At 61.5% G+C, this 26,874-nt stretch carries 31 protein-coding genes, 2 tRNA genes and 1 pseudogene; 11 read left to right on the forward strand and 23 right to left on the reverse strand.

Annotation, left to right across the window (positions count from 1 at the left end; all coding sequences use genetic code 11):
- Positions 1-2 precede the first annotated feature (2 nt).
- The 3 genes from ACODNH_RS14660 to ACODNH_RS14670 all read left to right on the forward strand — a co-directional run bounded on the left by ACODNH_RS14660 (position 3) and on the right by ACODNH_RS14670 (position 1,147).
- On the forward strand, positions 3-359 hold the full coding sequence (locus ACODNH_RS14660; RefSeq protein WP_306705387.1) for a 50S ribosomal protein L24e: 357 nt from the start codon (positions 3-5) through the stop codon (positions 357-359).
- Positions 359-823: a nucleoside-diphosphate kinase gene (gene ndk / locus ACODNH_RS14665; RefSeq protein ID WP_306705389.1), complete on the forward strand. Its 465-nt coding sequence runs from the start codon at positions 359-361 to the stop codon at positions 821-823. The genes ACODNH_RS14660 and ndk overlap by 1 nt, the downstream gene beginning before the upstream one ends.
- A 66-nt stretch (positions 824-889) precedes the next feature.
- The gene (locus ACODNH_RS14670) at positions 890-1,147 is read left to right on the forward strand and encodes a glutaredoxin family protein (RefSeq protein WP_306705391.1); all 258 of its coding nucleotides are present in this window, start codon (positions 890-892) and stop codon (positions 1,145-1,147) included.
- Here ACODNH_RS14670 and ACODNH_RS14675 read toward each other — a convergent pair.
- The 12 genes from ACODNH_RS14675 to ACODNH_RS14730 form a co-directional block, all read right to left on the reverse strand.
- Positions 1,120-1,833: a hypothetical protein gene (locus tag ACODNH_RS14675; RefSeq protein WP_306705393.1), complete on the reverse strand. Its 714-nt coding sequence runs from the start codon at positions 1,831-1,833 to the stop codon at positions 1,120-1,122. The two genes, ACODNH_RS14670 and ACODNH_RS14675, sit on opposite strands and share 28 nt — an antisense overlap.
- Positions 1,834-1,881: 48 nt before the next feature.
- On the reverse strand, positions 1,882-2,286 hold the full coding sequence (gene msrB / locus ACODNH_RS14680) for a peptide-methionine (R)-S-oxide reductase MsrB (RefSeq protein WP_306705395.1): 405 nt from the start codon (positions 2,284-2,286) through the stop codon (positions 1,882-1,884).
- 35 nt (positions 2,287-2,321) lie between these two features.
- Positions 2,322-2,395 (reverse strand) — tRNA-Thr (locus tag ACODNH_RS14685).
- Positions 2,396-2,427: 32 nt separating this feature from the next.
- Entirely contained in the window at positions 2,428-2,895 is a 468-nt protein-coding gene (locus ACODNH_RS14690) for a GNAT family N-acetyltransferase (RefSeq protein ID WP_306705397.1), read from the reverse strand.
- A gap of 86 nt (positions 2,896-2,981) precedes the next feature.
- Positions 2,982-3,557, reverse strand: coding sequence for a CBS domain-containing protein (locus ACODNH_RS14695; protein ID WP_306705399.1), 576 nt, complete (start codon positions 3,555-3,557; stop codon positions 2,982-2,984).
- A gap of 67 nt (positions 3,558-3,624) precedes the next feature.
- Entirely contained in the window at positions 3,625-4,398 is a 774-nt protein-coding gene (locus tag ACODNH_RS14700; protein ID WP_306705402.1) for a GTP cyclohydrolase III, read from the reverse strand.
- Positions 4,399-4,506: 108 nt separating this feature from the next.
- The gene (locus tag ACODNH_RS14705) at positions 4,507-4,845 is read right to left on the reverse strand and encodes a DUF7344 domain-containing protein (RefSeq protein WP_306705404.1); all 339 of its coding nucleotides are present in this window, start codon (positions 4,843-4,845) and stop codon (positions 4,507-4,509) included.
- Positions 4,846-4,900: 55 nt separating this feature from the next.
- Entirely contained in the window at positions 4,901-5,200 is a 300-nt protein-coding gene (locus tag ACODNH_RS14710) for a DUF5785 family protein (protein ID WP_306705405.1), read from the reverse strand.
- A gap of 45 nt (positions 5,201-5,245) precedes the next feature.
- The gene (locus ACODNH_RS14715; protein ID WP_434530486.1) at positions 5,246-6,628 is read right to left on the reverse strand and encodes a PGF-pre-PGF domain-containing protein; all 1,383 of its coding nucleotides are present in this window, start codon (positions 6,626-6,628) and stop codon (positions 5,246-5,248) included.
- A gap of 349 nt (positions 6,629-6,977) precedes the next feature.
- On the reverse strand, positions 6,978-7,499 hold the full coding sequence (locus ACODNH_RS14720; RefSeq protein WP_434530487.1) for a hypothetical protein: 522 nt from the start codon (positions 7,497-7,499) through the stop codon (positions 6,978-6,980).
- A 210-nt stretch (positions 7,500-7,709) separates the two neighbouring features.
- Positions 7,710-7,793, reverse strand: a tRNA-Ser gene (locus ACODNH_RS14725).
- A gap of 26 nt (positions 7,794-7,819) precedes the next feature.
- Entirely contained in the window at positions 7,820-8,572 is a 753-nt protein-coding gene (locus tag ACODNH_RS14730; protein WP_434530488.1) for a hypothetical protein, read from the reverse strand.
- Positions 8,573-8,672: 100 nt separating this feature from the next.
- On the opposite strand from ACODNH_RS14730, the gene ACODNH_RS14735 reads away from it, so the two are divergent.
- A complete protein-coding gene (locus ACODNH_RS14735) occupies positions 8,673-9,215 on the forward strand; it encodes a hypothetical protein (protein WP_306705411.1) in 543 nt (180 codons plus the stop codon).
- Here the strand turns inward: ACODNH_RS14735 and ACODNH_RS14740 are convergent, their stop codons facing one another.
- From ACODNH_RS14740 to aroA, 4 genes are all read right to left on the reverse strand, one after another.
- Positions 9,216-9,842 (reverse strand): uracil-DNA glycosylase, encoded by a 627-nt coding sequence (locus ACODNH_RS14740; RefSeq protein WP_306705413.1) that lies wholly within the window; start codon positions 9,840-9,842, stop codon positions 9,216-9,218.
- A gap of 1 nt (position 9,843) precedes the next feature.
- Positions 9,844-11,043 (reverse strand): chorismate synthase, encoded by a 1,200-nt coding sequence (gene aroC / locus ACODNH_RS14745; RefSeq protein WP_434530489.1) that lies wholly within the window; start codon positions 11,041-11,043, stop codon positions 9,844-9,846.
- A gap of 48 nt (positions 11,044-11,091) precedes the next feature.
- On the reverse strand, positions 11,092-11,487 hold the full coding sequence (locus tag ACODNH_RS14750) for a hypothetical protein (RefSeq protein ID WP_434530490.1): 396 nt from the start codon (positions 11,485-11,487) through the stop codon (positions 11,092-11,094).
- 102 nt (positions 11,488-11,589) lie between these two features.
- Positions 11,590-12,879 (reverse strand): 3-phosphoshikimate 1-carboxyvinyltransferase, encoded by a 1,290-nt coding sequence (gene aroA, locus ACODNH_RS14755; RefSeq protein ID WP_434530491.1) that lies wholly within the window; start codon positions 12,877-12,879, stop codon positions 11,590-11,592.
- 95 nt (positions 12,880-12,974) lie between these two features.
- Between aroA and ACODNH_RS14760 the strand changes: the two genes are divergently transcribed.
- Together ACODNH_RS14760 and ACODNH_RS14765 are read left to right on the forward strand one after the other, a co-directional pair.
- Positions 12,975-13,679: an SDR family NAD(P)-dependent oxidoreductase gene (locus ACODNH_RS14760; RefSeq protein WP_434530492.1), complete on the forward strand. Its 705-nt coding sequence runs from the start codon at positions 12,975-12,977 to the stop codon at positions 13,677-13,679.
- Positions 13,680-13,724: 45 nt separating this feature from the next.
- Positions 13,725-14,591, forward strand: coding sequence for a ZIP family metal transporter (locus tag ACODNH_RS14765; protein WP_306705422.1), 867 nt, complete (start codon positions 13,725-13,727; stop codon positions 14,589-14,591).
- A 14-nt stretch (positions 14,592-14,605) separates the two neighbouring features.
- Here ACODNH_RS14765 and ACODNH_RS14770 read toward each other — a convergent pair whose 3' ends face one another.
- From ACODNH_RS14770 to ACODNH_RS14785, 4 genes and pseudogenes are all read right to left on the reverse strand, one after another.
- Positions 14,606-16,006, reverse strand: a complete 1,401-nt coding sequence (locus ACODNH_RS14770) for a PAS domain S-box protein (RefSeq protein WP_434530493.1) — start codon at positions 16,004-16,006, stop codon at positions 14,606-14,608.
- 6 nt (positions 16,007-16,012) lie between these two features.
- Positions 16,013-17,501: pseudogene (locus ACODNH_RS14775) on the reverse strand (ATPase domain-containing protein).
- A 128-nt stretch (positions 17,502-17,629) separates the two neighbouring features.
- On the reverse strand, positions 17,630-18,859 hold the full coding sequence (locus ACODNH_RS14780) for a TIGR00300 family protein (RefSeq protein ID WP_434530494.1): 1,230 nt from the start codon (positions 18,857-18,859) through the stop codon (positions 17,630-17,632).
- A gap of 62 nt (positions 18,860-18,921) precedes the next feature.
- Entirely contained in the window at positions 18,922-19,308 is a 387-nt protein-coding gene (locus tag ACODNH_RS14785; protein WP_306705431.1) for a hypothetical protein, read from the reverse strand.
- Between the two features lie 166 nt (positions 19,309-19,474).
- Between ACODNH_RS14785 and ACODNH_RS14790 the strand changes: the two genes are divergently transcribed.
- Positions 19,475-21,124, forward strand: coding sequence for a thiamine pyrophosphate-binding protein (locus ACODNH_RS14790; protein WP_434530495.1), 1,650 nt, complete (start codon positions 19,475-19,477; stop codon positions 21,122-21,124).
- A gap of 34 nt (positions 21,125-21,158) precedes the next feature.
- Entirely contained in the window at positions 21,159-21,860 is a 702-nt protein-coding gene (locus tag ACODNH_RS14795; protein WP_434530496.1) for an SOS response-associated peptidase, read from the forward strand.
- Between the two features lie 8 nt (positions 21,861-21,868).
- On the opposite strand, the gene ACODNH_RS14800 is transcribed toward ACODNH_RS14795, so the two are convergent.
- Positions 21,869-21,994 carry a hypothetical protein gene (locus tag ACODNH_RS14800; RefSeq protein ID WP_434530497.1) on the reverse strand — a complete coding sequence of 42 codons (126 nt, stop codon included), beginning with the start codon at positions 21,992-21,994 and terminating at the stop codon, positions 21,869-21,871.
- Positions 21,995-22,113: 119 nt separating this feature from the next.
- Here ACODNH_RS14800 and cysK point away from each other — a divergent pair, with 119 nt between their 5' ends.
- Positions 22,114-23,046, forward strand: a complete 933-nt coding sequence (cysK, locus tag ACODNH_RS14805; RefSeq protein WP_434530498.1) for a cysteine synthase A — start codon at positions 22,114-22,116, stop codon at positions 23,044-23,046.
- A 35-nt stretch (positions 23,047-23,081) separates the two neighbouring features.
- On the opposite strand, the gene ACODNH_RS14810 is transcribed toward cysK, so the two are convergent.
- Entirely contained in the window at positions 23,082-23,693 is a 612-nt protein-coding gene (locus ACODNH_RS14810; protein WP_306705444.1) for a translation initiation factor IF-2 subunit beta, read from the reverse strand.
- Positions 23,694-23,790: 97 nt separating this feature from the next.
- On the opposite strand from ACODNH_RS14810, the gene ACODNH_RS14815 reads away from it, so the two are divergent.
- Together ACODNH_RS14815 and ACODNH_RS14820 are read left to right on the forward strand one after the other, a co-directional pair.
- The gene (locus ACODNH_RS14815; protein ID WP_306705445.1) at positions 23,791-24,165 is read left to right on the forward strand and encodes a DUF7344 domain-containing protein; all 375 of its coding nucleotides are present in this window, start codon (positions 23,791-23,793) and stop codon (positions 24,163-24,165) included.
- 10 nt (positions 24,166-24,175) lie between these two features.
- Positions 24,176-24,895, forward strand: a complete 720-nt coding sequence (locus tag ACODNH_RS14820) for a DICT sensory domain-containing protein (protein WP_434530499.1) — start codon at positions 24,176-24,178, stop codon at positions 24,893-24,895.
- 132 nt (positions 24,896-25,027) lie between these two features.
- Here ACODNH_RS14820 and ACODNH_RS14825 read toward each other — a convergent pair whose 3' ends face one another.
- Positions 25,028-26,851 carry an L-aspartate oxidase gene (locus tag ACODNH_RS14825; protein ID WP_306705449.1) on the reverse strand — a complete coding sequence of 608 codons (1,824 nt, stop codon included), beginning with the start codon at positions 26,849-26,851 and terminating at the stop codon, positions 25,028-25,030.
- Positions 26,852-26,874 lie beyond the last annotated feature (23 nt).

A 26,874-nucleotide genomic window follows, 5' to 3' on the forward strand; every position in this document is an offset into this window, starting at 1 on the left:
CCATGCCCCGGACACGCGAATGTGACTACTGCGGCACGGACATCGAACCCGGCACGGGCACGATGTTCGTCCACAAGGACGGCGCGACCACGCACTTCTGTTCCTCGAAGTGCGAGAACAACGCCGACCTGGGCCGCGAGGCCCGCAACCTTGAATGGACTGACACCGCACGCGGTGACGCCGGTGCGGTCGAGGACGAGGCTGAAGACGTCGAAGCTGACGCTGACGAGGCAGAAGCGGACGCTGAGGCGGCTGCGGACGAGGAAGCAGACGCTGAAGAAGCTGCTGCCGACGCCGACGAGGCCGACGCAGATGCTGAAGACGAGGCGGACGAGGAAGCTGAGGAGGCCGAGGCCTGATGTCCGAGCACGAGCGCACGTTCGTGATGGTCAAGCCTGACGGCGTCCAGCGCGGCCTCATAGGAGATATCGTCTCCCGCTTCGAGGACCGCGGCTTGAAGATGGTCGGTGGCAAGTTCATGCAGATCGACCAGGAGCTCGCCGAGGAGCACTACGGCGAGCACGAGGACAAGCCGTTCTTCGACGGGCTTGTCGACTTCATCACCTCCGGGCCCGTGTTCGCGATGGTCTGGGAAGGTCAGGACGCGACCCGGCAGGTCCGAAACATGATGGGCGAGACTGACCCCGCCGAATCGGCTCCCGGCACCATTCGTGGTGACTACGGGCTCGACCTCGGTCGGAACGTCATCCACGGCTCCGACCACGAGGACGAGGGCGCAAACGAGCGCGAAATCGAGCTGTTCTTCGACGAGGGCGAACTCGTCGACTGGGACCAGATCGACTCGTCCTGGCTGTACGAGTAACGTCAGGTCGACCGCTGCGTTTTTTCGAGCACAACCACCTTGAGGGCGGCGTCCGTACCGCTCAGTATGAGCCTGACGCTCTACCAGCTCGACGGCTGTCCGTATTGTGAGAAAGTCGCCGACCGACTGGACGAACTCGGCATCGATTACGACAGCGTCTGGGTCGAGGCGTTGCACTCGAAACGCGACGAGGTGAAGCGGGTCTCCGGTCAGCGGGGGGTCCCGGTTCTGGTTGATGAGGACCGCGGCGTCACGATGGCCGAGTCCGACCGTATCCTCGAGCTTATTGAGACGACTTACGCGCCCGAAGCCCAGTCAGCGTAGAGATAGCGAGCGGCCGCGCCGAGGCTCGCAAATACCAGCGGGAGGAAAAACAGCAGAATGAGAAGCCACAGCACTGCCGGTGCAGCCTGCCCTTCGCCCCCACCATCGAACATGACCGTCCGAACAAACACGAAGCTCCCGATAAACCCAGTGACGACGTAGCCAAAGCCGATACCAGTCCCGACGAGCGCCGCTTCCTCGAGCAGGCTGTCCGACCGGGCATCGCCGCGATAGCGCTCGAACAGCGCGCCGACGACGAGCAGCGAGACAATCGGAATCAGGAAATAGACTATCGGCGGGATGCTTGCACCCTGTGCGCCGTACAGGACGTTCCGTGCGGCCGAGCCGTACACCTCTGCGTCCGATGCCGTCACCAGCGTCGGCACGTGGTGGGCGTTGTACAGCACGAACCCGTACTGGACTAGTCGGTCCGACAGTTCCGGCAGGTCGACCGACGACGGGCCGACGAGAAACAGCAGGGCGACGAGCAGATACTCGACAGCCAGCGTCCCGACTGCGACGCCGGCGGCGCGGAGCCACGGAAACGTTCGGAGGCTCTCAGCTAGCAGGTGACTCTCCGGCTGTGGCTGTTCGGCGGTCGCAGTCGGTGGTTCGTCGACCAGCGACTCGTCGACCGATGCTCCGGCCCCGTCGTCGCCCGCCTCGTCGGTCCCATGTTCAGTCACGTCTAGCCGTATCAACTTCAATGACGAAAAAAAGGGTTCCGGTGGTTGCTACTCTGACTCGAAGTCAAGCGCCGCGCCGTTGATGCAGTACCGCTTCCCGCTTGGCTCCGGTCCATCATCGAACACGTGACCCAGATGACCGCCACACTCGGCACAGATGACTTCTGTTCGCTCCATCCCGTGGCTGTTGTCCGCCCGTGTTTCGACGTTGCCTTCCTGATACACGTCCCAGAAGCTCGGCCAGCCAGTTTCTGATTCGAATTTCCTGTCGCTATCGAATAGTTCTGTCCCGCAGCCGGCACAGGTGAATACGCCCTCGTCCTCTACATCGATAAGTTCGCTGCTGAACCGCGGCTCTGTTCCAGACTCGCGGAGGATTCGGTACTCTTCGTCGGAGAGTATGTCGCGCCACTCTTCGTCGTTGTCCGGGAGTTCTTCTTCGGATTCACTCATGCTCTGCCGTACGCCCTCCAGCGGTAAAAGCGTAAAGCCAGGGGTGGGATTTGAACCCACGAACTCTCGATTACAAGTCGAGTGCTTGGACCACCCAAGCTCCCCTGGCACGGTTGCATACCTGCGTTGTGTGGGGACCGTTTAGAGAGTATCGTTTTCGGTCGGCTTTTCGAGCTCGATCCGGTGTGGTGCGTAGCCGTGTGCGCGGTAGAACTGTCGGGCGGACTCGTTGTCTGCCATCGCTTCCAGCGCAAGGATATCTGCACCGGCCTGGTGGAGTAGCTCTTCTCCTGTAGCGAGCAGTTCGCTGCCGATTCCCTGGTTCCTGTGGACCGGTTCGACGAAGATATTCTCGATGATACCCCGCGTCTCGTCTTGTTCGTACCGGCCGCTGTCGATGGTCACCATGACGAACCCGACGACGTGCCGGTCTATGCGAGCCAGACAGACGTTCTCGGCGACAACGCGCTGTACGACTGTCTCTCGGACCGCGGTTCGGTTCCGGTCTCCGAACAGATGTGATCCGTGAGCACGCTGGCTCTCCGCCAAGTGGACCCACAGGTCAACGATGGTGTCCACGTCATCCATCGAGGCGGTGGCGATTTCCACAATGTTACTCCGTGTCGTACGGTCAAAACAGTTCGGCTACGCCGTCGTATCCGTCCGCTGCAGTGAGGGAGACCGGTTGAAGTGGCTCAGACGTCCCGGCAGTCCGCACAGAGAAGCTGCCCGTTGAACGAGGCCAGATCCCGTGTAAACGTGCTGCAGGCGGAACAGATGCCCTGACTGTCGAACGAATCCTCGGCGGCGGACTGCATTCCGTCGGTTGTGGCTTCCTGACCGGTCGTCGCAACTGTCGAGGTCTGTTCGACGACCTCTGTCGACTCGCTCTCTAATCTCGCAGTCGAGAGGATATCGTGCTCGGTCAGTGTCCCGAGCGGCTCTCCGTCAGCCGTTACCAGAAGGAACTCGGCGGAGCGTGTCGCCATCCGGTCCCGTGCCGCCGGGAGTCCAGCATCGGGACCGATTGTCGGAATGGATTCACGCATCACGTCACCGACAGTGGCAGTCTCCGGGTCACCACCGTCAACGATATATGCCAGCACGTCTCTGTCCGTCGCGACGCCGACTGGTTCGTTCCCCCGTAATACGAGAATCGGGTGCTGATCCTCTCGGATCAGCAGCTCCGTCGTTTCAAGGAGGTCGTCGGACTCGCTTGCGCCGACGTACTCTCTATTCATAACCTCCCGCACAGTGACCTCACCGTTCATGTGTGTAGTTACCACATGACCGGTCTAAAAGATACCTCCACTACGTTTATATCGCGTGGTTCACAAGTTATTCACTTGTCTCGGTTTCGATGGTGACGGCCTCGCCAGTCGCTCGACAGGTTTCTAGCGCATGCTTGGCGTCCATCCCGGCCGTCGCTGCCGTCCGCCCGCGTCCGACACCGACTTTCAACTCTACGTCGACCGCTTCACGAACGTGATTAATTGCGTCGTGGTAGTCGGCTTCATCCAGGTCCGGACAGACTGCGATGACGTTGTCGCCGCCGACGAAAAACGACAGCGAGTCGTGGGCCTCGCGCATATATTTCATGAGCGCTGCATACCCCTGTTCGATCTGAATGAACGTGTCGAACTCGTTGAGCTGGTCGGTGTATTTCTCGGTGGCGTCATCGACATCGAAATGCGCGAGTTGTACGTCTGTGGGCTTCTGGAACTGCTCGTCGATCGTCTGGCCGCGTAGCACTTCTCGTCGACCCTTGTCCTGGGCACTACCGGCCTCCTGAAGTTGTTCCGTCGCCGTTCCCAGCGCCGAGACGGGTGTCGTTCCCGTCGCGACAGAGAGGCTCATCGTCACCGGGTAGCGATTGCCGACGGATTCCTGAATGAGCGCGTGTGCGGCCTCATCCAGTCCATTCGTCACGGCAATCATGTTGTCGAACCGCGAGAAGAAGATGTAGCCGTCGCGGTTCCCGACCAACTGTGCGAGGTCAGCGTACAACCGGGACTGGAGCGTCTGCAAGTCGACTTCACGGCGGGGCTCAGGCGTCACAGTCCACGGCCCGTAATTATCAATCTGTATATGGGTGATTTGGGTGTTGGTCACTGTCCATCGTTCGTTTAGAAGCAACGGGTATTGCTCTGTCGAAATTAACCGGCAGAATGGACTGAAGGCCGGTCCGACCGGTGTTGGATTCCAGATATGCGAGCCGATTCAACGGGGGTCAGTCGCTACTGCATCACGTCGCTGGATCTCGACAGTTCCGACCATCGAATCGTACGCGACAATATCTGTTGCCGTCAGTTTCGGGAGGTGATCGGTAAACAGTTCCTCGGTGAGTTCGTCCCTGTCAGTGTCTGGGATCGCCGCTGGTTCGGTGTCACGCTCGGCCGCCAGAACCGCTGCTGCGAGGTCTGACACGACCACTGGCTCATCGCGGTCAGCCAGTATTGAGAGCGCCTGCCGGCGAGTGTTGTCCGACAACAGGTCAGCAACAACCTCTTCGGGAAGTCCCTGCTCGGTGCGGTCGCCGCTTGAAGATGTCGTCGCCATACGCGACGCTACACCGGCCTCCCACAAGTATGTGTCGTGCCCACACACTACACAATCAGGCCTGTTCGAGTCTGTACGGCCACCAGTCTGCCTCGCGCAGCGCGCGCCCAAGCGATTTGTGGAAGTCCGGGAAGTCCTTGAACTCCTCTTGGTCGACGTATTCGAAGATGTCCGCCACGCTGACGACCGTCTCGTAATCGATCCGAACCGGGTGATCTCCGTACTGTTCGACATACTCCTCGGCGGTCAGCGGGAAGTCCTCGTCCTCGTCAACTTTCTTCGCCAGCACAGCGTGGCCGTACTTTCGCCGGCCCTCGCTTCCTTCCTCGCCGTCCGGATCGTGTGGCCAATCCATACGCGACTCTCTGGACACTGGCACAAAAAGGGTTTCTCTCCCCGCCTACAGTTCGAAGCCGCTGTCGTTCCGGCTGCCACCTCGTCGGAGGAGCGCGATGACGACACCGAACAGCAGCAACGCACCGAGAAGTCCGCCGATGACCAGCATCGTATTGATGCCCATGATTGTGCCCGGGAGCGGCCCGAGTCCGCCGTCACCGTCAACCGCTGGTTCGGTCTGGGCCGCTGGCTCTGTTCCCGTCGGCTCCGGATTCGGCTCGGCGCCGCCGTCTTCGCCGGTCTGGACCTGACTCTCGGTTACCTGAATCTCGCCGGCGTTGACATCGTTGAAGTTGATTTGGAACGTCCCTGGCGTTGTTACGACCGTCGACAGCGTCACCGTCTGTTCGGTGTCCGCTGGTACAGTCACCGATGTTCGATTGACGACCGCATCGTCCACCCGCATTTGTGCGTCGTAGGAGCCCTCGATACCGCCGCCGTTGGAGACCGTTGCCTCAACGACGACTCGTTGCCCCTCAGGAACCTGTTCGCTGACAACTGCGGTTCGCGTGATGCTGAATGCAGGCTCGATCTGCCCAATCGCGTAGGCCGATGCGCCCGCCGTGTCCGCTTCGTAGACGACTTGGTTAGGCCGCTCGTCAACAACGCTTGTTTCGGCGGCTTGCCATGACCCGTTCACACGGTGGTACACGCGGACCGCCGAAGCATCGATGCCAGCCGATTGAAGGTTCGAGCGGTTCAATATGAACTGCATCGACGACGGCTGGACCCCTGCCGATGATCCGACGGTAACCACACCGAACACCGATGCATCGTCGTCATCGGGTACTGTGATACCTGCGCCCGCGGGGTCTGTATATTCAGTTACGTCCTGTGTGAACGATCGCTGGGATGCGTTTACAGTCCACGACTGGACCGCGAACGTCCGGTTCATCGCACCCGGCATCTCGACTTCGTATGGCTTCGCCGTTGGCACTGCGCCGCCACGGACCTCGGTTTGTCGGCTGGTTGCATCCTGTCGTCTCATCGTTGCAGTCGCCTTCTTGACCTGAAGGCGTCCAGCCGACCGCTCTGGACCTTTAACCGTAATCTGATATGTCCCAGGCGTGTTAAACGTTAGTGCCCGTGTCTGCTTGGCCGATGACCCGGAATCGACGGCCACCCGCTCAGTCGCTTTCGTCGTTCCGTTCGCTATGTACTCAACTCTCATCGCGCCCCCGGAGCTCCCGGTGTTCTTGACCGTCGCGGTGACGTTTACCGATTCACCGGCCAGTATCGTGTCTACCTCTTTCGATGCGCCGGATACGAACAGTCGTGGTGCAGCAGCAACAGGACCTGCCACCGTCGCTGCGAGGAGGAGGGCAACGACACAGACCGCGAGGAGGCTCGGAAGATGCTGCTTTGGGGACCTCTCTTCACGTACCATTACTCAAATATAATCCAGACCATCGACATAAAACCGCCCGATTGCCTCGATTCGGTAAACGGTCCCTACGAGTCAGAAGGCAGCGAATTCTGTATCTTCCCGTTGCAGCGTCTGTTACTCGTGCAGTCGGCTGCGACGGGTTTCAGCTTTCCAGACAAGGCGATCACACTCACCGCGTTCTGCGTGGACTTGCAAGGCTCAAATCGCCAATGCGTACCGGTGGCTCCTCGCGTATTCGCTCGGAGCAATTTTAATCATTCTGCTGTTCCATATCTACACCAAGCAATTCGCGGAAGTAGTCTTCTAGCTCTGCTTTTAGTTCAGGCACTTCGTCTTTTGTTACCCGATTTCATACATTTAGCCATTCTTCAGGGTCTTGAGGGTCTCCAATACGAGACTGGTATGGCTTGAAGATGCCAAATTTGGTATAAATAGATTGCATTTCGTCATCCAAGCTCTCGATAGTTTCACATATTTCTGGCGGGAAATGTATTTTATTTTTCATATAATAGTTTCGGAATTCGTTACCTGATTCAGCCGCTGGTTGAAATTTTTCGTCTTTCGGTGGGCCATCCCTTCTTTCCACAGGGTCGGTCAGACTCCGCATATCCTCTTCAAATTCTACGAACTTCTCGTATAATTCCGCAGTAATCCTTGCCCTCTCATTGTGTAATTGAGAAAACTGCATTTTATCTTTCTCAAGTTCAGCTTGAAATCTGCTTATCTCTTTATCAATCTCTTTTTGGTATTTGTTTAATTCCTTATCAAAGTAATTAGCAATCGCCTCTTTTGCTACCAAACCAGCAACTGTCGCACCAACTGCGAAAACGCCTAAATCCCGCAAGACTGGGAGCAGGGATTGTAGAATCATGGTTACACGCATGTCGTCACCGCATCATGATTGTTTCTAATTAAACTATTCCACTCTAACATATGCAACCAAGCTAGGCCCAATTAGCCCCGAGGCTATCGTGCATAGGATTTATTATCATGAATATAGACTACGGATGTGAACGCTACGGGGCTAGATACCCGAACCACCGAAAACCGCAGTACGTGAGGCTATTCACGTAGAAACAAACGGTGGGACTGGGATTTGAACCCAGGAATCCGTGAGGATACCTGCTTTCAAGGCAGGCGCAATAGGCCGCTCTGCCATCCCACCGCAGTCAAGCATATTCGGTGGGCCTTCTAAGACCTGTCGGTCTCTCGGACCACGCTCGGCTCGCCGTCGTCGTCGACAACACGTATTCCGAGGTCATCGAGGAACCCCGTCGTCTGTTGCGGTACGACCCGACCAGCCCGGCTCCGGGCCCGGAGCAGCGGCACGATGGTCTCAAGATCCGCTCGCGTTTCGAGAACGGCTGACGGCGGGAGAAAGTCCACGTCGAGGCCGGCATCCGCAGCACGCTCGCCGATCGTTTCGACTGTTGGGGTGGCGTAGCTGTCCTCGAAATCTATCGGCTCGCCGAAGCCGGCGTAGTAGACGCGGCCGCCGGCAGCGGGGCCGAGAACCACGCCGCTGGACCGGAGTTTCATTGCTGCGCTGTCGATGAGTTGCCGGTTCAGCAGCGCTGCTGTCGGTTTGACGGCGGCGACAGTTGCGACATCTTCTTCATCAAGGAGGTGCGTCACCGTGTTCCCGACCCGACCGGCGAACGTCGAACCGACCTGAACCTCGAACCGGGCGTTATCCGGTGATTCAAGAGCTTCTGTCACTGGCTCCCGCACCGCAGCTTCGGGGTCGACGTCGTCCGGGACCTGTTCCGAGGGACGGTAGTTCACCAACAACTCGGCACCGCTGATCTCCACCGCACGACAAACGTCAAGCAGCATGGCTTCGTATAGCTCGGCGGCCTCGGCGTCGTCTACAATGCCGCCCGCCAGTTCCTGTAACACGAACCCTTCGACTGGCGGGTCAGCCAGCACAGTTACCGTAGTCATACTGTCTTCTCGGCCCGACTGTGATTAGTCGCTTGTGTTCCGGTGTAGGCACAGAACAATTATATCACATGGGGGATAATTGATAAGTAAGAGAATCTATATGGAGCAATCCCAGACCTACAGATGCGATGGATGTGGGTCGGAGTATCGGGTACTTGGAGATCCACAACCGAAAGTCGTGTGTCGCGACTGCGACCGCCAAGCGACGTTATCCGGGACGGCGGCAGCACAGCGGGCATATCGTATCGGCTACACACGGTATCGCGAGGCGCGCCGCCAGCTATCGGACGCGCTGGCGACCGTCGAAGACGGGGAGTTGGCGCTCGCTCGTGGTGGGTTCGACAGTGCCGCGTCGGATTTCGAGGACAGCGTCGAGGAGTTCACGACGGCTGTTCGCGAAGCGAACGACGACACGCTGGCCGAGCTATCGGAACGAGCACGCAAGAAAGCGACCTGCCTCTGGCAAGCCGCCGAATGGCTCAGCGGCATGACCTATGCCAGCGAACAGGGTGAGTCGACACAGGCGAGCCAGTACCGCCACGACGCCGAGAACCGTCTACAGGCAGCAACAGAGTACGGAACAGTGTCGAGCCCGAAAGAGTTACCTCAGGCCGCTGCGACTGAAGTCCAGTCTGACACCTGACTACCGCCCGCGTCGGCCCTTCGTCTGGCGGTAGTCCTGTCCAAGCGTCTCGCTGAAGTGTTCCAGAAACGCCGTCCGTTCCGCGTCAGTCTGTTCGCTCGGTGGAATCATCGGGAGGATCTCGAACCCGCGGCCGCGGATCGTCGTCGCGTGGCGGTCCTCGATGTCGAGTTCGTCCTCGCTCATCGTCGTGTACTCGAAGGCCAATTCTTCGAGTGGCCGTTGTCCGACCGGCAGCAGGATCTCGGGGTTAATCATCCGTATCTCGCTGTTGAGATACGGCTCGCAGTTAACGACCTCCTCGTCAGTCGCATCCCTGTCGGGATGGCGACAGCGGGTGACGTAGGTCAGGAAGGTGTTCTGTAGCTGTGGTCTGTCAGCGTCCGGGTCTGAACACATATCGACCGCGGCGAGGATGTCGAGCAGTTCGCGCTCGCTCTCCCCGGTGAAGGGGAGACCGGACTCGTTGGCGCCGACTGCGGGCGAGTCACCGAGAACGATGAACTCTGCGCCCACGTCGCCGTAGCCGTGAACGACGTTCTCGCGCGTCTCACACAGCGCAGGGCAGTTCTGGCATTCTTCATCCATCCCGAAGGGGTTCGACTTGGACTCCTGTTGTGCGTCCATGTTAGTCGTCGTCGATGGTTTTTGCGTGGGTGTCCGCATCCTCGGGGTCGTTCTGCGGGCTGGACGGGTGGTAGTCGGTGTCGTATTCGCCTGGCCGGCCGTCGAGCCGGTCGGGATTGATGCGGCCGCCAAGCAGCATGAAATCGAGCACCGTACAGGCGAGCATGGCCTCGACGACTGGGACCGCCCGCGGCGGCAGGACCGGGTCGTGGCGACCGGTGACGGTAATTTCCTTGCCTTCGCCGGTCTCCCAGTCGACGGTCTCCTGGGTCTTTGGAATCGACACCGGCGCGTGCCACGACACTTCGCCGTAGATGGGCTGGCCTGTTGTGATGCCGCCCTGGATTCCGCCGTGGTCGTTGCCGACGGGCGTGGGGTGACCGTCCTCGTTGAACTCCCAGTTCTCGGTGTACTCGCTGCCCTTGGTTGTCCGGGCTTCACGGCCGATACCGTACTCGAAGTCATTGACCGCCGGGATGGAGTACATTGCCTGTCCGAGCCGGGACGGGAAGCTATCGAACCGCGGCGCGCCGAGGCCGGACGGGACGCCGCGACACTCGAAGTAAATCGCGCCGCCAATGGAGTCACCCTCCTTCTGGTGCTGGTCGGCCACGTCGCGCATCTCCTCGGCGGCTTCGGGGTCAGCACAGCGAACCTCGTTTTCCTCGCTGTGTTCGAGCATGTCCTCGAAGGTCACCGGGCCGGCCTCTACGTCACCGATCTGGCAGACGTGGGCCTTGATCTGAACATCGTGGTCGGACTGTTCGAGGACCTGCTTAGCGACGCCGCCAGCAGCGACCCAGTTGACGGTCTCGCGGGCAGAGGAGCGACCGCCGCCGCCCCAGTTTCGGGTCCCGAACTTCGCGGAGTAGGTGTAGTCGCCATGAGACGGCCGCGGGGCCGTGATGAAGGGTTCGTACTTGCCCGAGCGGGCGTCCTTGTTCTGGATGACCATCCCGATAGGCGTCCCCGTCGTGTAGCCGTCCTGAATCCCGGAGTTGATCGTCACCTTATCAGGCTCGCCCCGGGAGGTGGTGATCATCGACTGGCCGGGCTTGCGCCGGTCGAGGTCTTTCTGTATCTCTTCCTCTGAGAGTTCGACGCCCGCCGGAACGCCGGAGACGGTACAGCCCATCGCCTCCCCGTGAGATTCACCGTAGGTCGTCATGCGGAACAGACGACCGAACTCGTTACCGTTCATTACAGTGGTGTCGGGGTTGGGGGCATTTGAACCTTGTAGATGCACCCGTCAGTCGTCGAGCCACCTGACACGGTCGAGGAACTGCACCGTCTCCGCCGCCCTGATCTGTTTTTCAAGGACCGCATCGAACACCTCGTCTGCGTCGTCAGGCCAGGGCTCCCAGGTGTACCGTACCAGTGTCGTGTCCGTATACTTCGTGTTGACCGTACGGGCAAAGTTGCCCACTGAGGAGGCAGTACGCCGGCGTCCAACCACCACGCAGTCGAATTCGCGGTCGGTCAGCAGTGTCATCGCCCGGTCGGTGTTTGGTGTCGTTACTAGTTCGACTGCCTCGCGCTCGTCGGCGATATCGGCCTGCAAATCAAGCAACAACTGGTCGTCATCGACGTAGAGGACTGTCGTGGGGTCCGCAGTAGACTGTTCGGAAGCGCTCGTCTGATTCACAACGTGTGTTGTAAATGACACTCGAAACGTATAAGACCACTCATCTATCAAATCATCAAAACTATTTCATTGCAAAAACTGACCTGCTGGTGTCCCGATACCTTATTGCTCGACAGCAGCGCCGAGCGACTCGAGCACGTCGAAGAAGTCCGGGAAGGACACGTCGACGTGCTCCGCGCCCGTCACCGTCGTTTCGCCGTCGGCGACGAGGCCGGCGACGGCCAGCGACATGATGATGCGGTGGTCTGCACGGCCCTCGACGGTCGTGCCGGCGAGGTCGCTGTCCGCGCCGTAAACGAACAGTTCGTCCTGGTGTTCCTCTACTTCCGCGCCCATCTTCGTGAGTTCCTCGGCCATCGCGCTCACGCGGTCAGTCTCCTTGTACCGGACGTGTTCGGCGTCGGTAATCCGGGTGACGCCGTCGGCAGCGGCCCCCAGCGTTGCGATGGTCGGCAGGAGGTCCGGCGTGTCCTCGACGCCGACCTCAATGCCGGTCAGCGAAGATTTCGAGACGGTGATTTCGCCGTGTTCCTCATCCCAGTCGAGGTCGGCCCCCATCCGGTCGAGGATGTCGACGATTGCGGCGTCACCCTGAGCGCTCGGGAACGCCGACGTGACCTGCAGGCCGTCCTCGGCGGCGAGCGCGCCGGCCGCGAGCAGGTAGCTCATCGACGAGAAGTCCCCGGGGACGTTGTAGTCGCCGCCGTCGGGGACGTAGGTCTGGCCGCCGTCGACGGTGAACCCGGTGTCGGTTTTCTGGGTGTCGACGCCGAACGCGTCCAGCACCTCCAGCGTGATGTCGACGTACGGCGACGACTTCAGTTCGGTCGTCAGGTCGATGTCGATGCCGTCCGGCGAGACGGCACCGGCCATCAGCAGCGCAGTGATGTACTGCGAGGATACGTCGCCGGGGATTTCCACTGCGCCGCCGTCGATGCCGCCGCCGACCACAAGCGGGGCCTGCCCGTTCCGGCGCGTCGACTCGGCGTCGCCGTCCAACTGTCCGATAGCATCCAGCAGCGGCCCCTGCGGGCGCGACCGGAGTGACTCGTCACCAGTCAGCACCGCGAGGTCGTCCTGTAGCGCAGCCGTAGCGGTGACCAGTCGCATCGTCGTCCCGCTGTTGGCGCAGTCGATGATGTCAGCCGGCGTTTCCGGACGCCCGTCGAAGCCCGTAACCTCGACCGTCGATTCGTCGTCGGCCAGCGAAACACTGCCGCCGTAGGCCTCGACGGCTCGCATCGTGGCCTTCGTGTCCGCACTCACGAGCGGGTCGCGGACGACTGCGCCGTCAGCGTAGCCCGCGGCCAGCACTGCCCGGTGCGTGTAGCTCTTCGACGGCGGCGCCTGTGCCGTCCCCTCGACCGTCGACTTGGCAATCGTGATGTCCATGCCCGGTCGGTAGCGGGCGTTCGACAAGAGACTACCGCTCCCACTCAATAGGGGGTGAGAGCAACGACCTTGTGGCTGGCAGCGGTACCACCGCTATGGTCCCAGCGATGGACAGCGCAACCGCTGTTGTCACGGGTGCGAGTAGAGGTATCGGCGAGCAGATAGCTCACGCGGTAGCGGGTGCAGGCGCACATACGGTTATCTGTGCCCGCGACGCCGAGGCGCTTGAGCGGGTCGAAGGTGACATCCGGGACGCGGGTGGCTCCGTGACCGCGATTCGCACGGACGTACGCGATGAGTACGATGTTGAACGGCTGGTCGAAACTGCCATGCGGGAAGGAGATGCAATACAGTACGTTGTCGCCAACGCCGGCGTCTACCACGGAACCGCCGGTGAGACGCCGCTCACCGAGGAGTCCTACACCGCCTTCGACGACCACATTCGGACGAACGCTCGCGGCGTGTTCTCAACGATCCGTGAAGCGGTCCCACACCTCGGTTCGGACGCCCGCATCGTCGTCCCGACGGGCGTCGTTGCGCGTGAGGGAATGCCCGGGTACGGTTCTTACGCCGTCTCAAAGGCCGCCGCGGAGGCTGTTGCCCGCGGGTTCGCCGCCGAACTCGATATTCCGGTCGGTGCAGTCGACCCCGGACAGGTCGCGACGGACCTCTCCGGTGACGGCGGACGCGATCCAGAATCCGTCGCTGAAATGGTTCTCTGGGCACTCCGGGACGCTGATCCGTCAGCACTGGACGGCGGGGTCCTCGACTGGGGCGACTATCGGTCAGCGACGCGGTGACCGCCACCGATGGGTTTATTGGCAACAGGCCGGTGATTGTAGATAATGTCTATTAACTCAACCTCAATTTTTAATAACAATGGGCGGGTGTCCGCCGCTGGTATCGCGGGTGCCGTCGGCTTGGTAGTCCTGTCAGCCGTCGCATTCACTGCCGGGGCGGGCAAAGTCCTCGTTATCTCCTGGGTCGCATTCGTCGCAATGGCAATGGGCGCGTGGCTCGGTGCGCGGGCCGACGAGACAAACCCGTACCGACTGGTCTGGGGGTACGGCCTCGCGAGCGGAGCGATGGTTGCGTCAGCAGCCATGTTCCTCGTCCCGCAGGCGATGGGGCTTGGCGGTCAGGCCGGTGCAGCGCGAATCGGCGGCGTCGGTATCGCCGCCGGACTGGTCACCGGCTACGGCACCCACACTATCGGCCACCGACTGACCCACATTGAGACGTCCTTCGATATAACGACACTCGCCATCGCTGCCCACGCGCTCTCGGCCGGACTGGTCATCGGGCTGGTCTATGCTTCGATGCCAGAACTGGGTATCCTGCTCGGCCTCGCCATCGTCTCGCACAAAGGGCCGGCCGGCTACGCTGCCGCCCGGCGGCTCGGACGTAGCGGCAAGTCCGCAACTGCCCTGTTGCTCCCCGCGGCCGGCGTTGGCCTGACGGCGATCCCGGCAGCGCTGCTTCCAGTACCGGAGTCAGCGCTTCTCAACGCAGTTATCTTCGGATTCGCCGCTGGCATCTTCCTCCACGTCGCAATGGATTTCCTGCCGAACTGCGAAGCCGGCAGTGAGATCGATGAGGTCTGTGAACTCCACGACCACTCTCACGACCTGCTCGACGAACTCCGGACGCACGCTGTCGGGTCAACGGTGGTCGGCGCTGCCGTCATTGTCCTGGCATGGGCCGCCATCTGAGCGTGTGTTCGCCGTCACCGCACGGGCATCATCACGGAGATACTCGTCCCGTCACTATGGGTCTGAATGTCGATATCGCCACCGATGTAGCTGATAAGCCAGTACGCGAACCACAGCCCCAGCCCGGACCCGTGTTCAAGCGGCTTTTCTTCCGCTGCTTCGATGACCTGTCGCTCCTGGTCCGGGACGCCCGGCCCATTGTCTGAAATCGTCACTGTCGCTGTCGTGTCGTGGCGCTTCGCCCGGATGGTCACTCGCGGTGCCGATGCGTCGGAGTGCTTGATACCGTTCTCGATGAGTTCCTGCAACGCCGGAACAACCTTTGCATCTATCGTCGATGACGGGAGTGAATCGACCTCGACGACGAACTCGGCGTCGGGGTATGCTGCGGCCAGCCCGTCTGTGATATCACCGAGGGCAGTTTCGAGTTCGCGCTCGACATCGTCGGTCAGTGAGTCCGCGAGCAGTTCCTGCACGTGGTGGGCTTTCTCGCTGATATCGAGCAGGGACTGAACGTTTCTTTTGATGGTCTCAAGATGGGCGAGCGCGTCATCGTCGTCGACTAGTTCTGAGAGAATATCCGCACGTCCGCTGATCGTCGTTCCGTTGTTACGGAGATTATGTCGGAGTATCCGGTGAAAAACGGTGAGCTGTTGCTCACGTAGCCGACGACCGGTAATTTCGTCCTGAATCCCAACAAACCCTTGGATCGTCCCGTCTGCGTCCTGAATCGGGGCAATGGTCTGGTTGATGATGAATCGCTCTCCGGACTTTCGCTCGTTTACAATTTCGCTCGTCCAGACCTCGCCACGGCAAATCGTGTCCCAGAGCTGTTCGTAGAACTGTTCGCCCTGTTCGCCGGACTTGAGTATCCGCGGCGTCCGACCGATTGCTTCTTCGGCACTGAATCCAGTTAACTCCTCGAACGCCGGATTAACGTACTCGATGATGCCGTACATGTTTGTTATCAGAATCGCGTGCCCTGCGTGCTCGACAGCGTTTCTGAACCGCCGGAGTTCGTTGTGTTGCTCCCTGAGGTTTTTAGCAAGGTCCTCGGTGTGACTGCGCCGCGCGAGGAGGTTCGCGATGGTTCGAAAGAGTGCCTGCGTGTCCAGCGGCACTGTCATGATATCGTCGACGACGAGTGGCTGTTCGGCCGCGTCGATATCGGGGAGATCGATCCTGCCCGGAGTCTCCTCGCGACGGACCAGAATCACGGGGCAGAACACCGGATCTGCCCGATGTTTGTACTGCTCTATCGCTTCTCTGTATTGCGAAAACGACGACTCGTCGACGATGTGGAGGTCCGCCTCCCGGAACTCGCCGTCCGTGATCGCCGTGTGGTGTTCGGCGACGACGGAGGCGAGTGCGTCCCGGTTGCCATCGCCGGCCAGCAGTAACTGGATGTCGGCCATCGGTGGTTAGCGAGTGGACGACTGATTGGTGTTGTCGCCGCGCTGTTCGGGAACGCCCTCGAACACGCCGTGCATCCCTGAGACGGGGGCACCGACCTGTAGGCCGTCGGCCGTTATTTCGAATCGGCGCGGGACTGTCTCGAACCCGCCGACGCGCTTTTTCAGTGCGCCGACGACGCGCTGGAGTTCGCCCGCAACCTCGATGTAGTTCTCGAAGACGATGTTGTCAGCGAGGTAGCTGACGTTCTCGCTCGTCGGCTCGTGCAACCCGGTCACGTCTCTTCGCTGGTCAATCAGGATTACGGCCGTGTTCCCGCGAGAGATGCTGTGTCAGGGCGTGGAGTCGCCGACGCAGTTCCACGTCGTCTTGGCCGCGCTTGATCGCGTTCTTGTAGCCTGCGATGCCGTCGATAACGACGAGTTCGGCCCCCCGATCCTCGGACTGGGTCTTGACGCGGTTCGCGAACTCCTCGGGCGACAGCGCCAGCGATTCGACCTCCTCGACGAGAAGTGTCCCCTCGTCACGTAACTCCGAGAGTGGTATCCCGAACGTCTCACAGCGGTGGCTGAACGTGTCGATTGACTCGTCGAACAGGTACGCGAGCGCCGGGGACCCGTCTGCCGCTGCGGAGGCCAGGAACTCCGTCGCTGTCGTCGACTTGCCGACACCGGAGGGGCCACTAAGAATCGTCACTGTCCCGCGTTCGAGTCCCCCATCGAGGAGCGAATCCAGTTCCGGAACCCCCGCGGAAAACTGCGTGGGGTCGAACGACCGCGTCCGCTGTTCCGGTTCGAGCGCCGGATACACTTCGACGCCGGAGTCGCGGATTTCCATCCCGTGTGAGCCGTCCTGTTGGCCGATGCCGCGATGCTTGCGCAATCGAATCCGTCGACCTGCCTTCTCGTCGCCGTAGCTGAGCGAGATGATGCCGTCGCTGAGCGACCTGAGCTGGCTGTCCATCTGATTGCTCGGCGTCTTGGTCGCCAGCACGGTCGTCTCCCTGTCCTGCAGGAAGCGTGCGAAAGAGATGACGCGCTTGCGAAACTGGTACTCGGTCGGTTCAAGATACTGGAAATGCGTGATGGGGTCGATGAGAACGCGGTCCGGGTCGACCCGCTCGATAGCCTCGCGGATATCCGAAATCAGGTGGCCGTCCTCGACGTCTTGGGGTTTGACAACGTCGTACGACTCAGCCTCTTCGAAGAACTCTGAGTCGGGGCCAACGTCGAGAAACGTCGCGTCGCTGATATCAATGCCGAGTTCGGCAGTGTTCGCCAGCAGGTCGGAAGCAGATTCTTCGGCATGAATGAACAGTACGTCGTCGCCAGCTTCGAGCCCTGCTTCGAGAAACTGCGTGCCAAGCAGTGTTTTGCCAGTTCCGGGCGGCCCGATAACGAGATAGAGTCGCCCTTCTACCAGTCCACCTCTGAGAAGCGAATCAAGGCCGGAAATACCGCTAGAAAGCTGCACGAACTGCCGCTCGGAAGAGAACATAGACGGACTATCGGATGGCCGGTAATAAGCATCTCGCGAGAACACGGGCGTGACAACCGAGGACAGTCCACGAATCACCGATTCGCGTCTCCTCGCTTGTTCGCTCACTCGCGCCGCTCGTGGTCGTTCTATTCCTCGCCAAGCAACTGCCTCGCCAGAATCGGGACAAAGGTGCCGATATCGGTGACCATCCCGACTGCCTGTGCGGAGCCGCGGTCGAGGAGCTGTGTCACCGTCGCGGGGTTGATGTCGACGCAGACGACCCGTGTCGTCGAGGGGAGGCAATTCCCGACGGCGACCGAGTGCAGCAGCGTCGAGAGCATCAGCACCATGTCGGCTTCGTGGGCCTGCTCTCGGATGGCGTTCTGGGCCTCGACGGCGTCGGTAATCGTGTCCGGGAGCGGGCCGTCGTCGCGGATCGATCCCGCGAGCACGAACGGACGGTCGTTATCGATACACTCGTACATGACGCCGGACTCGATGGTTCCGGATTCGACGGCCGCCTCAATCCCGCCCTCGCGGATGACCTCGCTGATGGTGTAGATGTGGTGTTTGTGGCCGTGGCGGGGGTGGTCAAGGCTCTCGGTGTCCATGCCGAGTGAGGTGCCGTAGATGTCCCGCTCGATGTCGTGGACTGCAAAGCCGTTGCCGGCCGAGAGTATGTCGACGTAGCCCTCTCGGACAAGGCGAGCGAGGTCCTCACGTGCCCCGGAGTGGATGAGCGCCGGCCCACAGACCGCCATCACCTTGCCGCCCTCCTTTTTCGTTTCTTCGATCGCGTTTGCGATTTTGCGGATTGTCGACTCTGACGGCCGCTCCGAGGAGACGCCACCTTGCATGAAGCCGAACGCGCCACCTGAGTCACGGGGCCGCTCCGGAGGTTGGACCTTGATGCCCGTTTCGTCGGTGACGACCATGTCGCCCTCTTCGATGGCGTTGAGAACTTTCGTGTAGGCCCGGGGGGAGTCACCGTCCTCGACCACCACGGCGCAATCCATCTCCACGTCCTCGACTTCGACCCACTCGCCGTCGTGACGGATGAACGTCGGATGGTTCGTCGTCGAGTAGAAGCCATGTGGGACGACCTGATCGTCGGGCGCGGGGACGAGCGTGGCGTCTTTCGGGTCCGAGGGGTTGACGCCGTGCTGGTGGAGTTCGTGGACAATCGACTGTAGTTGGGCCTCATCGTCGGCTTCGACGAGCATCCGGGCGTAGGACTCCTCGTCTTTGTGGCGGCCGATATCGAACTCTTGGACGGAGAAGGAACCGCCCAGATCCATGATGATACCGAAACAGGACTGCATCATCCCGGAGTCGATGATGTGGCCTTCTAGCTCGACTTCGCGAGAGACGGTCATGGCCAAGACATGGAGGCAGGTGTGTAAGACGGTTTTGGGTCTGCGTGACCCCGGCGGTCCGGCTACTGTCCGTCAACGTGTCGTTGCACGGCCCACGACACCCCCGCGCTGGTCTCACACAGGCGCTCAAAGAAACGCTGTAGCCCGTCGGATTCCGTGGTCGGCAGGACGTGCAATCGCACGGTTCCGTCGCGGACCGCGACGCGGAACACATCGGCTGTTTCCTCGTCGCGGACCAGCCACAGCGGCATCGGCAGGTCGTGGAAATCACCGTAGCGGTACGGCCCAGCCGCAAGAATGTCGACGACTGTCTCGGCGAGTTCCGGCGTCGCCTGCTCCTGTTCCGGGATGAGTCGGAATTCCGTCCCGCCCTCGTACTCGACCCCGCTCCCGTGGGGAAAGCGCCGCTGTGGGTGTGCGGGGATGCTGAACGAGGGGTCCGTGGTCATCTGTCACGTAGTTGGGCGCTTTCGGATTTAAATTCGCGGGCCGTGCAGGGCCCAGTAGTATCTTCTCCCCTGCGGCTGTGGCGACCCGATGTGGTCTGGGGTCTAGGCATGGCCGGCGGCGAACTAAAGTCATGAGAGTGAATTGTCTTCGGAGTGAGGAATCAGTATGCGCGTTAGTCTGGCGGTGGTAGACCGTCTCGTCGCGAACGGCATCGATACCGTCTTCGGAATCCCGGGGAAGCAGTCCCTCCCGCTGAACGAGGCCATCGGCAACCGGGACGACATCCGCTTCGTCGTGGCCCGACACGAAACTGCGGTCTCACATCAGGCTTGGGGCTATGCAGAAACGAGCGGAGAGATAGCGAGCACTGTTGTCGTCCCCGGCCCGGGCGATATGAACGCGATGAACGGCCTGAAAAACGCGCTGAATGACTGCACGCCGCTGGTGCATTTCGCCATCGAAACCGAGCCGGCACTCCGGGGCGGTGATGCGATTCACGAAACCCCACCGGACACCTACGACAACGTCGTCAAAGAGAACATACTACTGAAAAACCCCGAAACGACAGCGGCGACAATCGACCGGGCAGTACAGATCGCGCAAACACCCCCGAAGGGCCCAGTCAGAGTCGGGCTTCCGAAGAATTATTTACAGATGGATGTCCCGCTCGCCGGTGCAAGCACACCGTCGGCTCCGTCCGCAAGCACCGTCCCGGAGCAAGAGGTTTCGACAGCCGCCGAGCACCTGCTCGCGGCCGAGCGGCCGCTTATTCTGGCCGGTGGTGGCGTGCGGGCGTCGGGTGGGACGGCGGCGCTCCGAAGCCTCGCCGAGCGAATCGACGCGCCCGTCGTAACGACGTACAAAGGCAAAGGCGTGCTCCCGGAGGATCACGACCTCAGTGCCGGCGTGTTGGCCGGCAGCGCGAGCCCGGAGCTACTGGACTGTCTCGCCGACTCCGATGCCGTGCTCGCCGTCGGTTCAGACCTCGACGCCCACGGGACACGCGGGTGGTCCGTCGAACTGCCCGAGACACTCATTCAGGTCACCATTGACGCTGACGACCTCGGCACGGGCTATGACCCGACTGTCGGCATCCTCGCAGATGCCGCGGACGCGATGGCAGCGATTGAAAACAGAATCGCGGCGGCCGACACCGCTCCTGTCTCGAAGACGGACGGCACCGAACGCGCACAGGCTGTCCGTGCTGCCACTGCGCGTCGAATCGAACCGCTCGTCGACTCGGAACTACCGCTCACCTCCGTCCACGTGCTGCAAATCCTTCGAGACGCACTCCCTTCGGACGCCATCACGGCCGTCGATGCCGGAGGGTTCCGCGTCTGGGCGCTGAACGCGTTTGAGGCGCACGGGCCACGCAGCTACGTCAACCCCGGGTCGTGGGCGACCATGGGAACGGGACTGCCGTCGGCGATTGGGGCACAGCTAGCGAACCCGGACACGCCCGTCGTTGCACTGACCGGTGATGGCGGCCTCATGATGTGCGTCCACGAGCTTCATACCGCGGTCGCTGAAGACCTCCCGATCACCGTTGTCGTCCTCAACAACGATGATTACGCGATTATCAGCGAGGAGGCCGGGCGCAGCTACGATCTCGACGATCAGGCGTACGGATGGGACAGGACGCCGATTGATTTCGGAACTGTCGCTGCCGGAATGGGGATGGAGGCCATGCAAGCCGACACACCGTCCGAGATCCGCGCGGCGGTTCGTGAAGCGGTGCAGACGGACGCGCCGACGCTCGTTGAGGTCAGGACCGACCCGGCGGAGCCACAGGCAAGCGAGTGGATGCGCGAGTAGTGGATTTATCCAGCGGGAACGCCAAACACAGGTCATGTGTGGCCGCTACAGTTTGTTCTCCCCCCGCGAAGAAATTGAGACGCGATTCGACGCCGAGTTTTCCGTCGACCACGAGTCTCGATACAACGCCGCTCCGAGTCAGGACCTGCCGGTCATCACCGACAAGTCGCCCGGGACAATCCAGCGGATGGAATGGGGCCTGATTCCGACTTGGGCCGACAACCGAACGGACCACGGGCACATCAATGCCCGCGCCGAGACGCTGGCGGAGAAACGATCGTTCGCCGATGCCTACGAGTCCCGGCGCTGTCTGGTTCCCGCTGATGGGTTCTACGAGTGGGTCGAGACGAGCGACGGCAAGCAACCGTACCGCGTGGCGCTGCCGGACGACGACCTGTTCGCGATGGCGGGGCTGTACGAGCGATGGGAGCCGCCACAGCGACAGGCCGGGCTGGGCGAGTTCGGTGCAAGCGGCGGCGATTCGGGTGGAGAAGACGATACTGTCGAGTCGTTCACGATTGTGACGACCGAGCCGAACGAGGCTGTCGCCGACCTGCATCACCGGATGGCCGTCATTCTTGACCCATCAGAGGAGTCGACGTGGCTGCACGGCAGCGCCGACGACGTGGGCACACTGCTTGACCCGTACGACGGGCCCATGCAGACCTATCCGATTTCGTCAGCGGTCAACAGCCCCGCCAACGACTCATCAGAACTCATCGAACCGGTCGGATAGCAACGGCGTTACTCGCTTGGCGTGTTCTGGCGCTTGAACTGGTGCAGCATCTTCCAGAGCGTGTCTTCCTCGACCTTATCATCGGCGGCGGATAGCTGGCGGTACAGGCCCTCAGAGACAGTAATCTCAGGCATTACTGAAACGATTGGATGGGGACGACATAAGCTTCTGGAGACTCGGAACCGAGTGAATGTATTCGACCCACAGTATTCGGGGCACTCTGTTACGGGGACCAATCGTCTTCTCCCGATGTATGCAGTCGTACGCCCAGCGAGATGATGATGACGGCACTGTCGCAGCTAGCGTGACTGACCTCATCGGCGACACGCCGCTGGTCTGTCTCGACAGTTTCGCAGGCAATCTGCTCGCGAAGGTCGAAGCGGCCAACCCCTACTCGGTGAAGGATCGCGTCGCGCTGTACATGGTTGAGGCGGCCGCCGAATCCGGGGACCTCCCCGACGACGGAACGGTCGTCGAAGCGACCAGTGGTAACACCGGCATCGGGCTGGCCGCTGTCTGTGCTGCACGGGGCTATGACTGCGTGCTGACGATGCCCGAATCGATGAGCGAGGAGCGCCGGCAGTTGCTCTCGGGACTCGGCGCGGACCTCGAACTCACATCGGCCGACGGCGGGATGAGCGGCGCAATCGAGCGCGCGAACGAACTCGCGGATGCGCCGGGCACTGTCCGTGCCCGGCAGTTCGAGAACGAGGCGAACCCGCGGGCCCACCGCGAGACGACCGGCCCGGAAATCTGGGCTGATACCGACGGCCACGTAGACACGGTCGTCGCCGGCGTCGGGACCGGCGGCACAATCACCGGCATCTCGGAGTACATCGAGGAGGCGGTCGGTGCAGACCTCACCTCAGTTGCTGTTGAGCCGGAACAGTCCAAACTGCTCTCGGCGGACGACCCCGATAGCCACGATATCCAGGGCATCGGTCCCGGGTTCGTACCGGACATTCTCCGGCGTGACCTCGTCGATGAGGTTCGGACCGTGAGCAAGGCGGAATCTATCGACGCGACCCACCGACTTGCCAGCGAAGAGGGAATCATGGTTGGAATCTCCTCGGGTGCGGCGTTGCACGCGGCCGCCGAATATGCCCGAAAGAACCCCGAGGAAACGGTCGTCGTCATCCTGCCTGACACCGGCGAACGATACCTCTCGACGGATCTCTGGGAATAAGGAAGAAACGTAACTGCGCCGCGGAGAAGCTTCCTTCAGGCGACCCGGCCGAACGCCAGCGTACCGCTGATGCTCTCGATGTAAGCTTCGACGACCTGTCCTTCGCGCGCTCCGGAGACGAAGATGGTGTATTTCCCTTTCTCGGCGACACCGTCGCCCTCGCGGCCGGTGCCGGTGATCTTGACCTCGTAGGTCTCGCCCTCTTCGAGCGTCGGTCGGTCCTGCTGTGTGTTCGAACTCGCACCCTTGGCAACCGGGCGGAACGCACCACAGGCCTGACAGCGAAGCATATCGACGCCGTCCTCGTTCTTGAGGACGGTGTCGGGCAGGCCACACTCGGAACAGGTGACGTACTCGGCGACGTACGCGTCAATGGCAGCCTCGAAATCGCTGGTATCGAACGAGCCGTTGTAACGGGCTTCACCGCCGTCGAACTGCCCGTTGGTCCCGAACTCGCGCTGGATGGCCCGGTGGAGGTGCTGTGCGTCCCGTGAGACGGCGTCAGCGATTGCCTCTAAGTTTGTCAGGCGTGTGAACGCCCCGTCTGTCTGACCTTCCGGGTCCGGAATCGAGAGCCGTTCACCGGCTTCCCGGGGCTGGTCTGGTAGCACGTCGTACGCACGCTGTAGAGCGGACTCGTAGTTCATACGTTTTAGACGGTGCTGGCACGTAAATGGATTCCGTCACATCTGTGACTAACTACTGCCAAATGATATTAATACTGAGAGTGGATAATTGGTTGACATGGATCAACACGAACAGCCTGCGGAGACATCGGGATCATCATCCGAGCGACTCGATACGCTCCTACGGGCGCTGGCAGCTGAGCCCCGACGGATGATATGCACCTACCTCGCCGAACACGATTCGGCCACAGTTACGGAACTCACTGATGTGGTCGTAGGCTGGCTCAAAACGCGTGGGCGGGACGCCTGCAACTGGGACGATACCCGCACTGCGCTCCACCACCAGCACCTCCCCATTCTCGATGACGCTGGCATCGTTACCTACGATGCTGACCAGCAGACGGCAACGCTGGCATCGCTGCCGCCGTCAGCGACCGAGATTCTTGCAACGATAACCGATCTGGATCCCGCTGAGACAGACCACGAAGGCTAACTATGGGCCGATGACAGTCAGCACGCTCCTCCGACGGTTTGAGGGCTCGGACGTAGCGATGACTGTGTACGGTCCGCCTGCATCGACAACTCTAGTTGAGCGTCTGGCAGGCCAGGGAATCGACGCCACGTGGCGGAAACTCCCGACCGGCGACAAAGATGCGTTCGTCGTCATCCGTCGGGATGGCGCGTTCGCAGAGACAGTCCCACTCACCGTCCTGCAGGCGTTCCTGTGCAAGCCGACGATCGGCTCCGACGAACGCGGACCGCCTGACAGTGACCCGGGCCGACAGTTGCTCTACTCGGCACTCGCAAACACGCTCCTCTCATCGCTCACACCGGCACAGTTGCTCGAAACGTCCCACGAGTTCGAGGACAGAGCCTACCGCGTCGGGGAGGGAACCCTTCGAGTGAGCTTCCAGTCGCTGTCGATTTTCCGCTCTCAGCGCGCCCGGTATGAGACGCTTGCCAGCGACACGGCCCTCGACATTCACGTGTACGGACAGGCGGACTGGGAGCCGCCGACGATTCCCGGAATCACGTTCCATCCGCTCACAGACACCGCCCTCGAACAGGTGTGGTTGCTGGCGTTCGACGCCGCCGGTGACGACCAGAACAAGTGTGCGCTCGTTGCTGAGGAAACAGTTGACGGACCGTTCCGGGGCCTCTGGACGTACAGCCCGCGACTGGTCGACGATATCATGACCGCAGTTGTCGCTGTCGAGGAGTAGCCGTCGAAGCCGCGCCGATTTGAAAGACACCACAGCGGATGCTATGCCGGACACGACAGCGGAGCCAAAACCACGAGCCTATCACCGTTTGATTAGTGCTCGAAAAGGCCGAGCCCGTCCTCGAAGTGTCCCCTACTCAAGATGGTGATAGTCGAGTTCGTAGCCGACATCGACCGCCTCGCTGACTGCGTCGCTCGGCTCGGCGACCCCGCGGGTCGTCAGTTCGAGCCCGGTGTCTCCGCGGTTCACGAGGATGTTCCGCCGCCAGTCGGGGTCCACATCGGGCGCATCGGTGCGGTAGTGTGCGCCGCGGGACTCGTCACGCTTGCGCGCACCCAGCAGTAGCGCTTCGGCCACCGTGAGGCTGAACGAGAGGTCGACAGCGAGTTCGAACGACAGACTGGTCCGGTCGCCGTCGACGCTGATGTTCCCCGTCCGCTCGCGGAGGTTTCGGAGCTTCTCCAGCCCTGCCGACACCGACTCGTCAGTGCGGAGGATACCAGCGTGCTCCCACAGCAGGTCGCCGAGGTCTGCGAGGAGCTGCTCGGGCGTTTCGTCGCCATCGGTGGCCTCGAGTTCCCGCAGCGACCGGAACTCACGCTCGGCGATAGCGCGCTGTCCATCCGGCAAGGCCCCGTTGCGGTCGTCGCCTGTCACCTGCGCCGCGACGTGGTCGCCGACGAGCGCGCCGATGGCGACCGTCTCCGCGAGCGAGTTCCCGCCAAGGCGGTTCGCACCGTGAACGCCTGCTACTGTCTCGCCGACGGCATAGAGCCCACCAACGCCGGTTTCGCCGGTCTCGAAGCTGATGTCGACGCCGCCCATCGAGTAGTGGGCGGTCGGCGCGACTTCCATCGGCTCCTCGGTGATGTCGACGCCGAGGTCCATGAACCGCTCGTACATCCGCGGGAGCCGCGATTTGATGTACTCGTCGTCGCGGTGGGAGATATCCAGATAGACACCTCCGTTCTCGGTTCCGCGGCCTTCACGGAGCTCCTGTGCGATGGCGCGGGCCACCACGTCCCGCGCGTCGAGTTCCATCTGATCCGGCGAGTACTCTTCCATGAACCGCTTGCCGTTGGCGTTGAGCAGCCGACCGCCTTCGCCGCGAACCGCCTCGGTGACGAGTCGGCCGTCCCAGTCCTCGCCGTAGCGGTTGCCGACCATCCCCGTCGGGTGGAACTGAACGAACTCCATGTCCATCAGCGACGCGCCGGCTTCGAGTGCCAGCGCCGGGCCGTCACCGTTGTTCTCCTCATCACGCGAGGAGTGGCGGTTGTAGAGGGCGGAGGAGCCACCCGCCGCCAGGACGACGTGGTCGGACTCGAAGAGGATGAACTCGCCGCTCTCCATGTCGTAGCCGGCCGCGCCGTAGATCTGGTCGCCATCCGAGAGCAAGCGGGTAATCATCACGTTGTCGCGGTAGGGAATCTCGAGACTCTGGGCCTTGTCGACGAGCGTATCAAGCATCGCCTCGCCCGTCCGGTCACCGACGAAGCAGGTCCGACGGAACGACTGCGCGCCGAAGTACCGCTGATTGATTTTGCCGTCCTCGGTGCGGTCAAACGGCATTCCCCACTCGTCGAGTTCCCGGATGCGGTCGGGCATGTGCTTAGCCGTCAACTCGACCGCTTTCGGGTCGTTGATGAAATGACCCTCGTCCAGCGTATCCGCCGCATGGATGGTCCAGTCGTCCTCAGGGTCGAGCGACCCAAGCGAGGCGTTGATGCCACCGGCCGCCCAGGTCGTATGCGCATCGCCGTGGTCCCGCTTGCCAATGACCAGCGGTTCGACACCGTTCTCGGCGAGTCCGATCGCGACCCGCGCCCCGGCAGCGCCAGCGCCGACGACCAGCACTGGGACCGACACCGTCTCGTAGTCGACCGCCGGGCCCGCGTCGCTCGCCCGACCGTCGGCAGCCTGCTCGCCGTCAGCGGATGGCTTCTGTGGTGTCATCATTTAATGTAGGGGCTGTGGAC

Source organism: Haloarcula sp. NS06, from assembly GCF_051122755.1.
GTDB lineage: Archaea > Halobacteriota > Halobacteria > Halobacteriales > Haloarculaceae > Haloarcula.

Excerpts from the sequence above, each read along its gene's own strand:
- ACODNH_RS14765 (WP_306705422.1), top strand. The coding sequence starts at position 13,725 with ATGTCTATTAACTCAACCTCAATTTTTAATAACAATGGGCGGGTGTCC.
- ACODNH_RS14740 (WP_306705413.1), bottom strand. The coding sequence starts at position 9,842 with ATGGACGCACAACAGGAGTCCAAGTCGAACCCCTTCGGGATGGATGAA.
- ACODNH_RS14760 (WP_434530492.1), top strand. The coding sequence starts at position 12,975 with ATGGTCCCAGCGATGGACAGCGCAACCGCTGTTGTCACGGGTGCGAGT.
- ACODNH_RS14780 (WP_434530494.1), bottom strand. The coding sequence starts at position 18,859 with ATGACCGTCTCTCGCGAAGTCGAGCTAGAAGGCCACATCATCGACTCC.
- ACODNH_RS14710 (WP_306705405.1), bottom strand. The coding sequence starts at position 5,200 with ATGGATTGGCCACACGATCCGGACGGCGAGGAAGGAAGCGAGGGCCGG.
- msrB (WP_306705395.1), bottom strand. The coding sequence starts at position 2,286 with ATGAGTGAATCCGAAGAAGAACTCCCGGACAACGACGAAGAGTGGCGC.
- ACODNH_RS14660 (WP_306705387.1), top strand. The coding sequence starts at position 3 with ATGCCCCGGACACGCGAATGTGACTACTGCGGCACGGACATCGAACCC.
- ACODNH_RS14695 (WP_306705399.1), bottom strand. The coding sequence starts at position 3,557 with ATGAACGGTGAGGTCACTGTGCGGGAGGTTATGAATAGAGAGTACGTC.
- ACODNH_RS14720 (WP_434530487.1), bottom strand. The coding sequence starts at position 7,499 with ATGATTCTACAATCCCTGCTCCCAGTCTTGCGGGATTTAGGCGTTTTC.
- ACODNH_RS14790 (WP_434530495.1), top strand. The coding sequence starts at position 19,475 with ATGCGCGTTAGTCTGGCGGTGGTAGACCGTCTCGTCGCGAACGGCATC.
- ACODNH_RS14820 (WP_434530499.1), top strand. The coding sequence starts at position 24,176 with ATGACAGTCAGCACGCTCCTCCGACGGTTTGAGGGCTCGGACGTAGCG.
- cysK (WP_434530498.1), top strand. The coding sequence starts at position 22,114 with ATGCAGTCGTACGCCCAGCGAGATGATGATGACGGCACTGTCGCAGCT.
- aroC (WP_434530489.1), bottom strand. The coding sequence starts at position 11,043 with ATGAACGGTAACGAGTTCGGTCGTCTGTTCCGCATGACGACCTACGGT.
- ACODNH_RS14730 (WP_434530488.1), bottom strand. The coding sequence starts at position 8,572 with ATGACTACGGTAACTGTGCTGGCTGACCCGCCAGTCGAAGGGTTCGTG.
- ACODNH_RS14825 (WP_306705449.1), bottom strand. The coding sequence starts at position 26,851 with ATGACACCACAGAAGCCATCCGCTGACGGCGAGCAGGCTGCCGACGGT.
- ACODNH_RS14785 (WP_306705431.1), bottom strand. The coding sequence starts at position 19,308 with ATGACCACGGACCCCTCGTTCAGCATCCCCGCACACCCACAGCGGCGC.
- ACODNH_RS14770 (WP_434530493.1), bottom strand. The coding sequence starts at position 16,006 with ATGGCCGACATCCAGTTACTGCTGGCCGGCGATGGCAACCGGGACGCA.
- ACODNH_RS14800 (WP_434530497.1), bottom strand. The coding sequence starts at position 21,994 with ATGCCTGAGATTACTGTCTCTGAGGGCCTGTACCGCCAGCTATCCGCC.
- ACODNH_RS14705 (WP_306705404.1), bottom strand. The coding sequence starts at position 4,845 with ATGGCGACGACATCTTCAAGCGGCGACCGCACCGAGCAGGGACTTCCC.
- ACODNH_RS14795 (WP_434530496.1), top strand. The coding sequence starts at position 21,159 with ATGTGTGGCCGCTACAGTTTGTTCTCCCCCCGCGAAGAAATTGAGACG.
- ACODNH_RS14735 (WP_306705411.1), top strand. The coding sequence starts at position 8,673 with ATGGAGCAATCCCAGACCTACAGATGCGATGGATGTGGGTCGGAGTAT.
- ACODNH_RS14670 (WP_306705391.1), top strand. The coding sequence starts at position 890 with ATGAGCCTGACGCTCTACCAGCTCGACGGCTGTCCGTATTGTGAGAAA.
- aroA (WP_434530491.1), bottom strand. The coding sequence starts at position 12,879 with ATGGACATCACGATTGCCAAGTCGACGGTCGAGGGGACGGCACAGGCG.
- ndk (WP_306705389.1), top strand. The coding sequence starts at position 359 with ATGTCCGAGCACGAGCGCACGTTCGTGATGGTCAAGCCTGACGGCGTC.
- ACODNH_RS14715 (WP_434530486.1), bottom strand. The coding sequence starts at position 6,628 with ATGGTACGTGAAGAGAGGTCCCCAAAGCAGCATCTTCCGAGCCTCCTC.
- ACODNH_RS14810 (WP_306705444.1), bottom strand. The coding sequence starts at position 23,693 with ATGAACTACGAGTCCGCTCTACAGCGTGCGTACGACGTGCTACCAGAC.
- ACODNH_RS14815 (WP_306705445.1), top strand. The coding sequence starts at position 23,791 with ATGGATCAACACGAACAGCCTGCGGAGACATCGGGATCATCATCCGAG.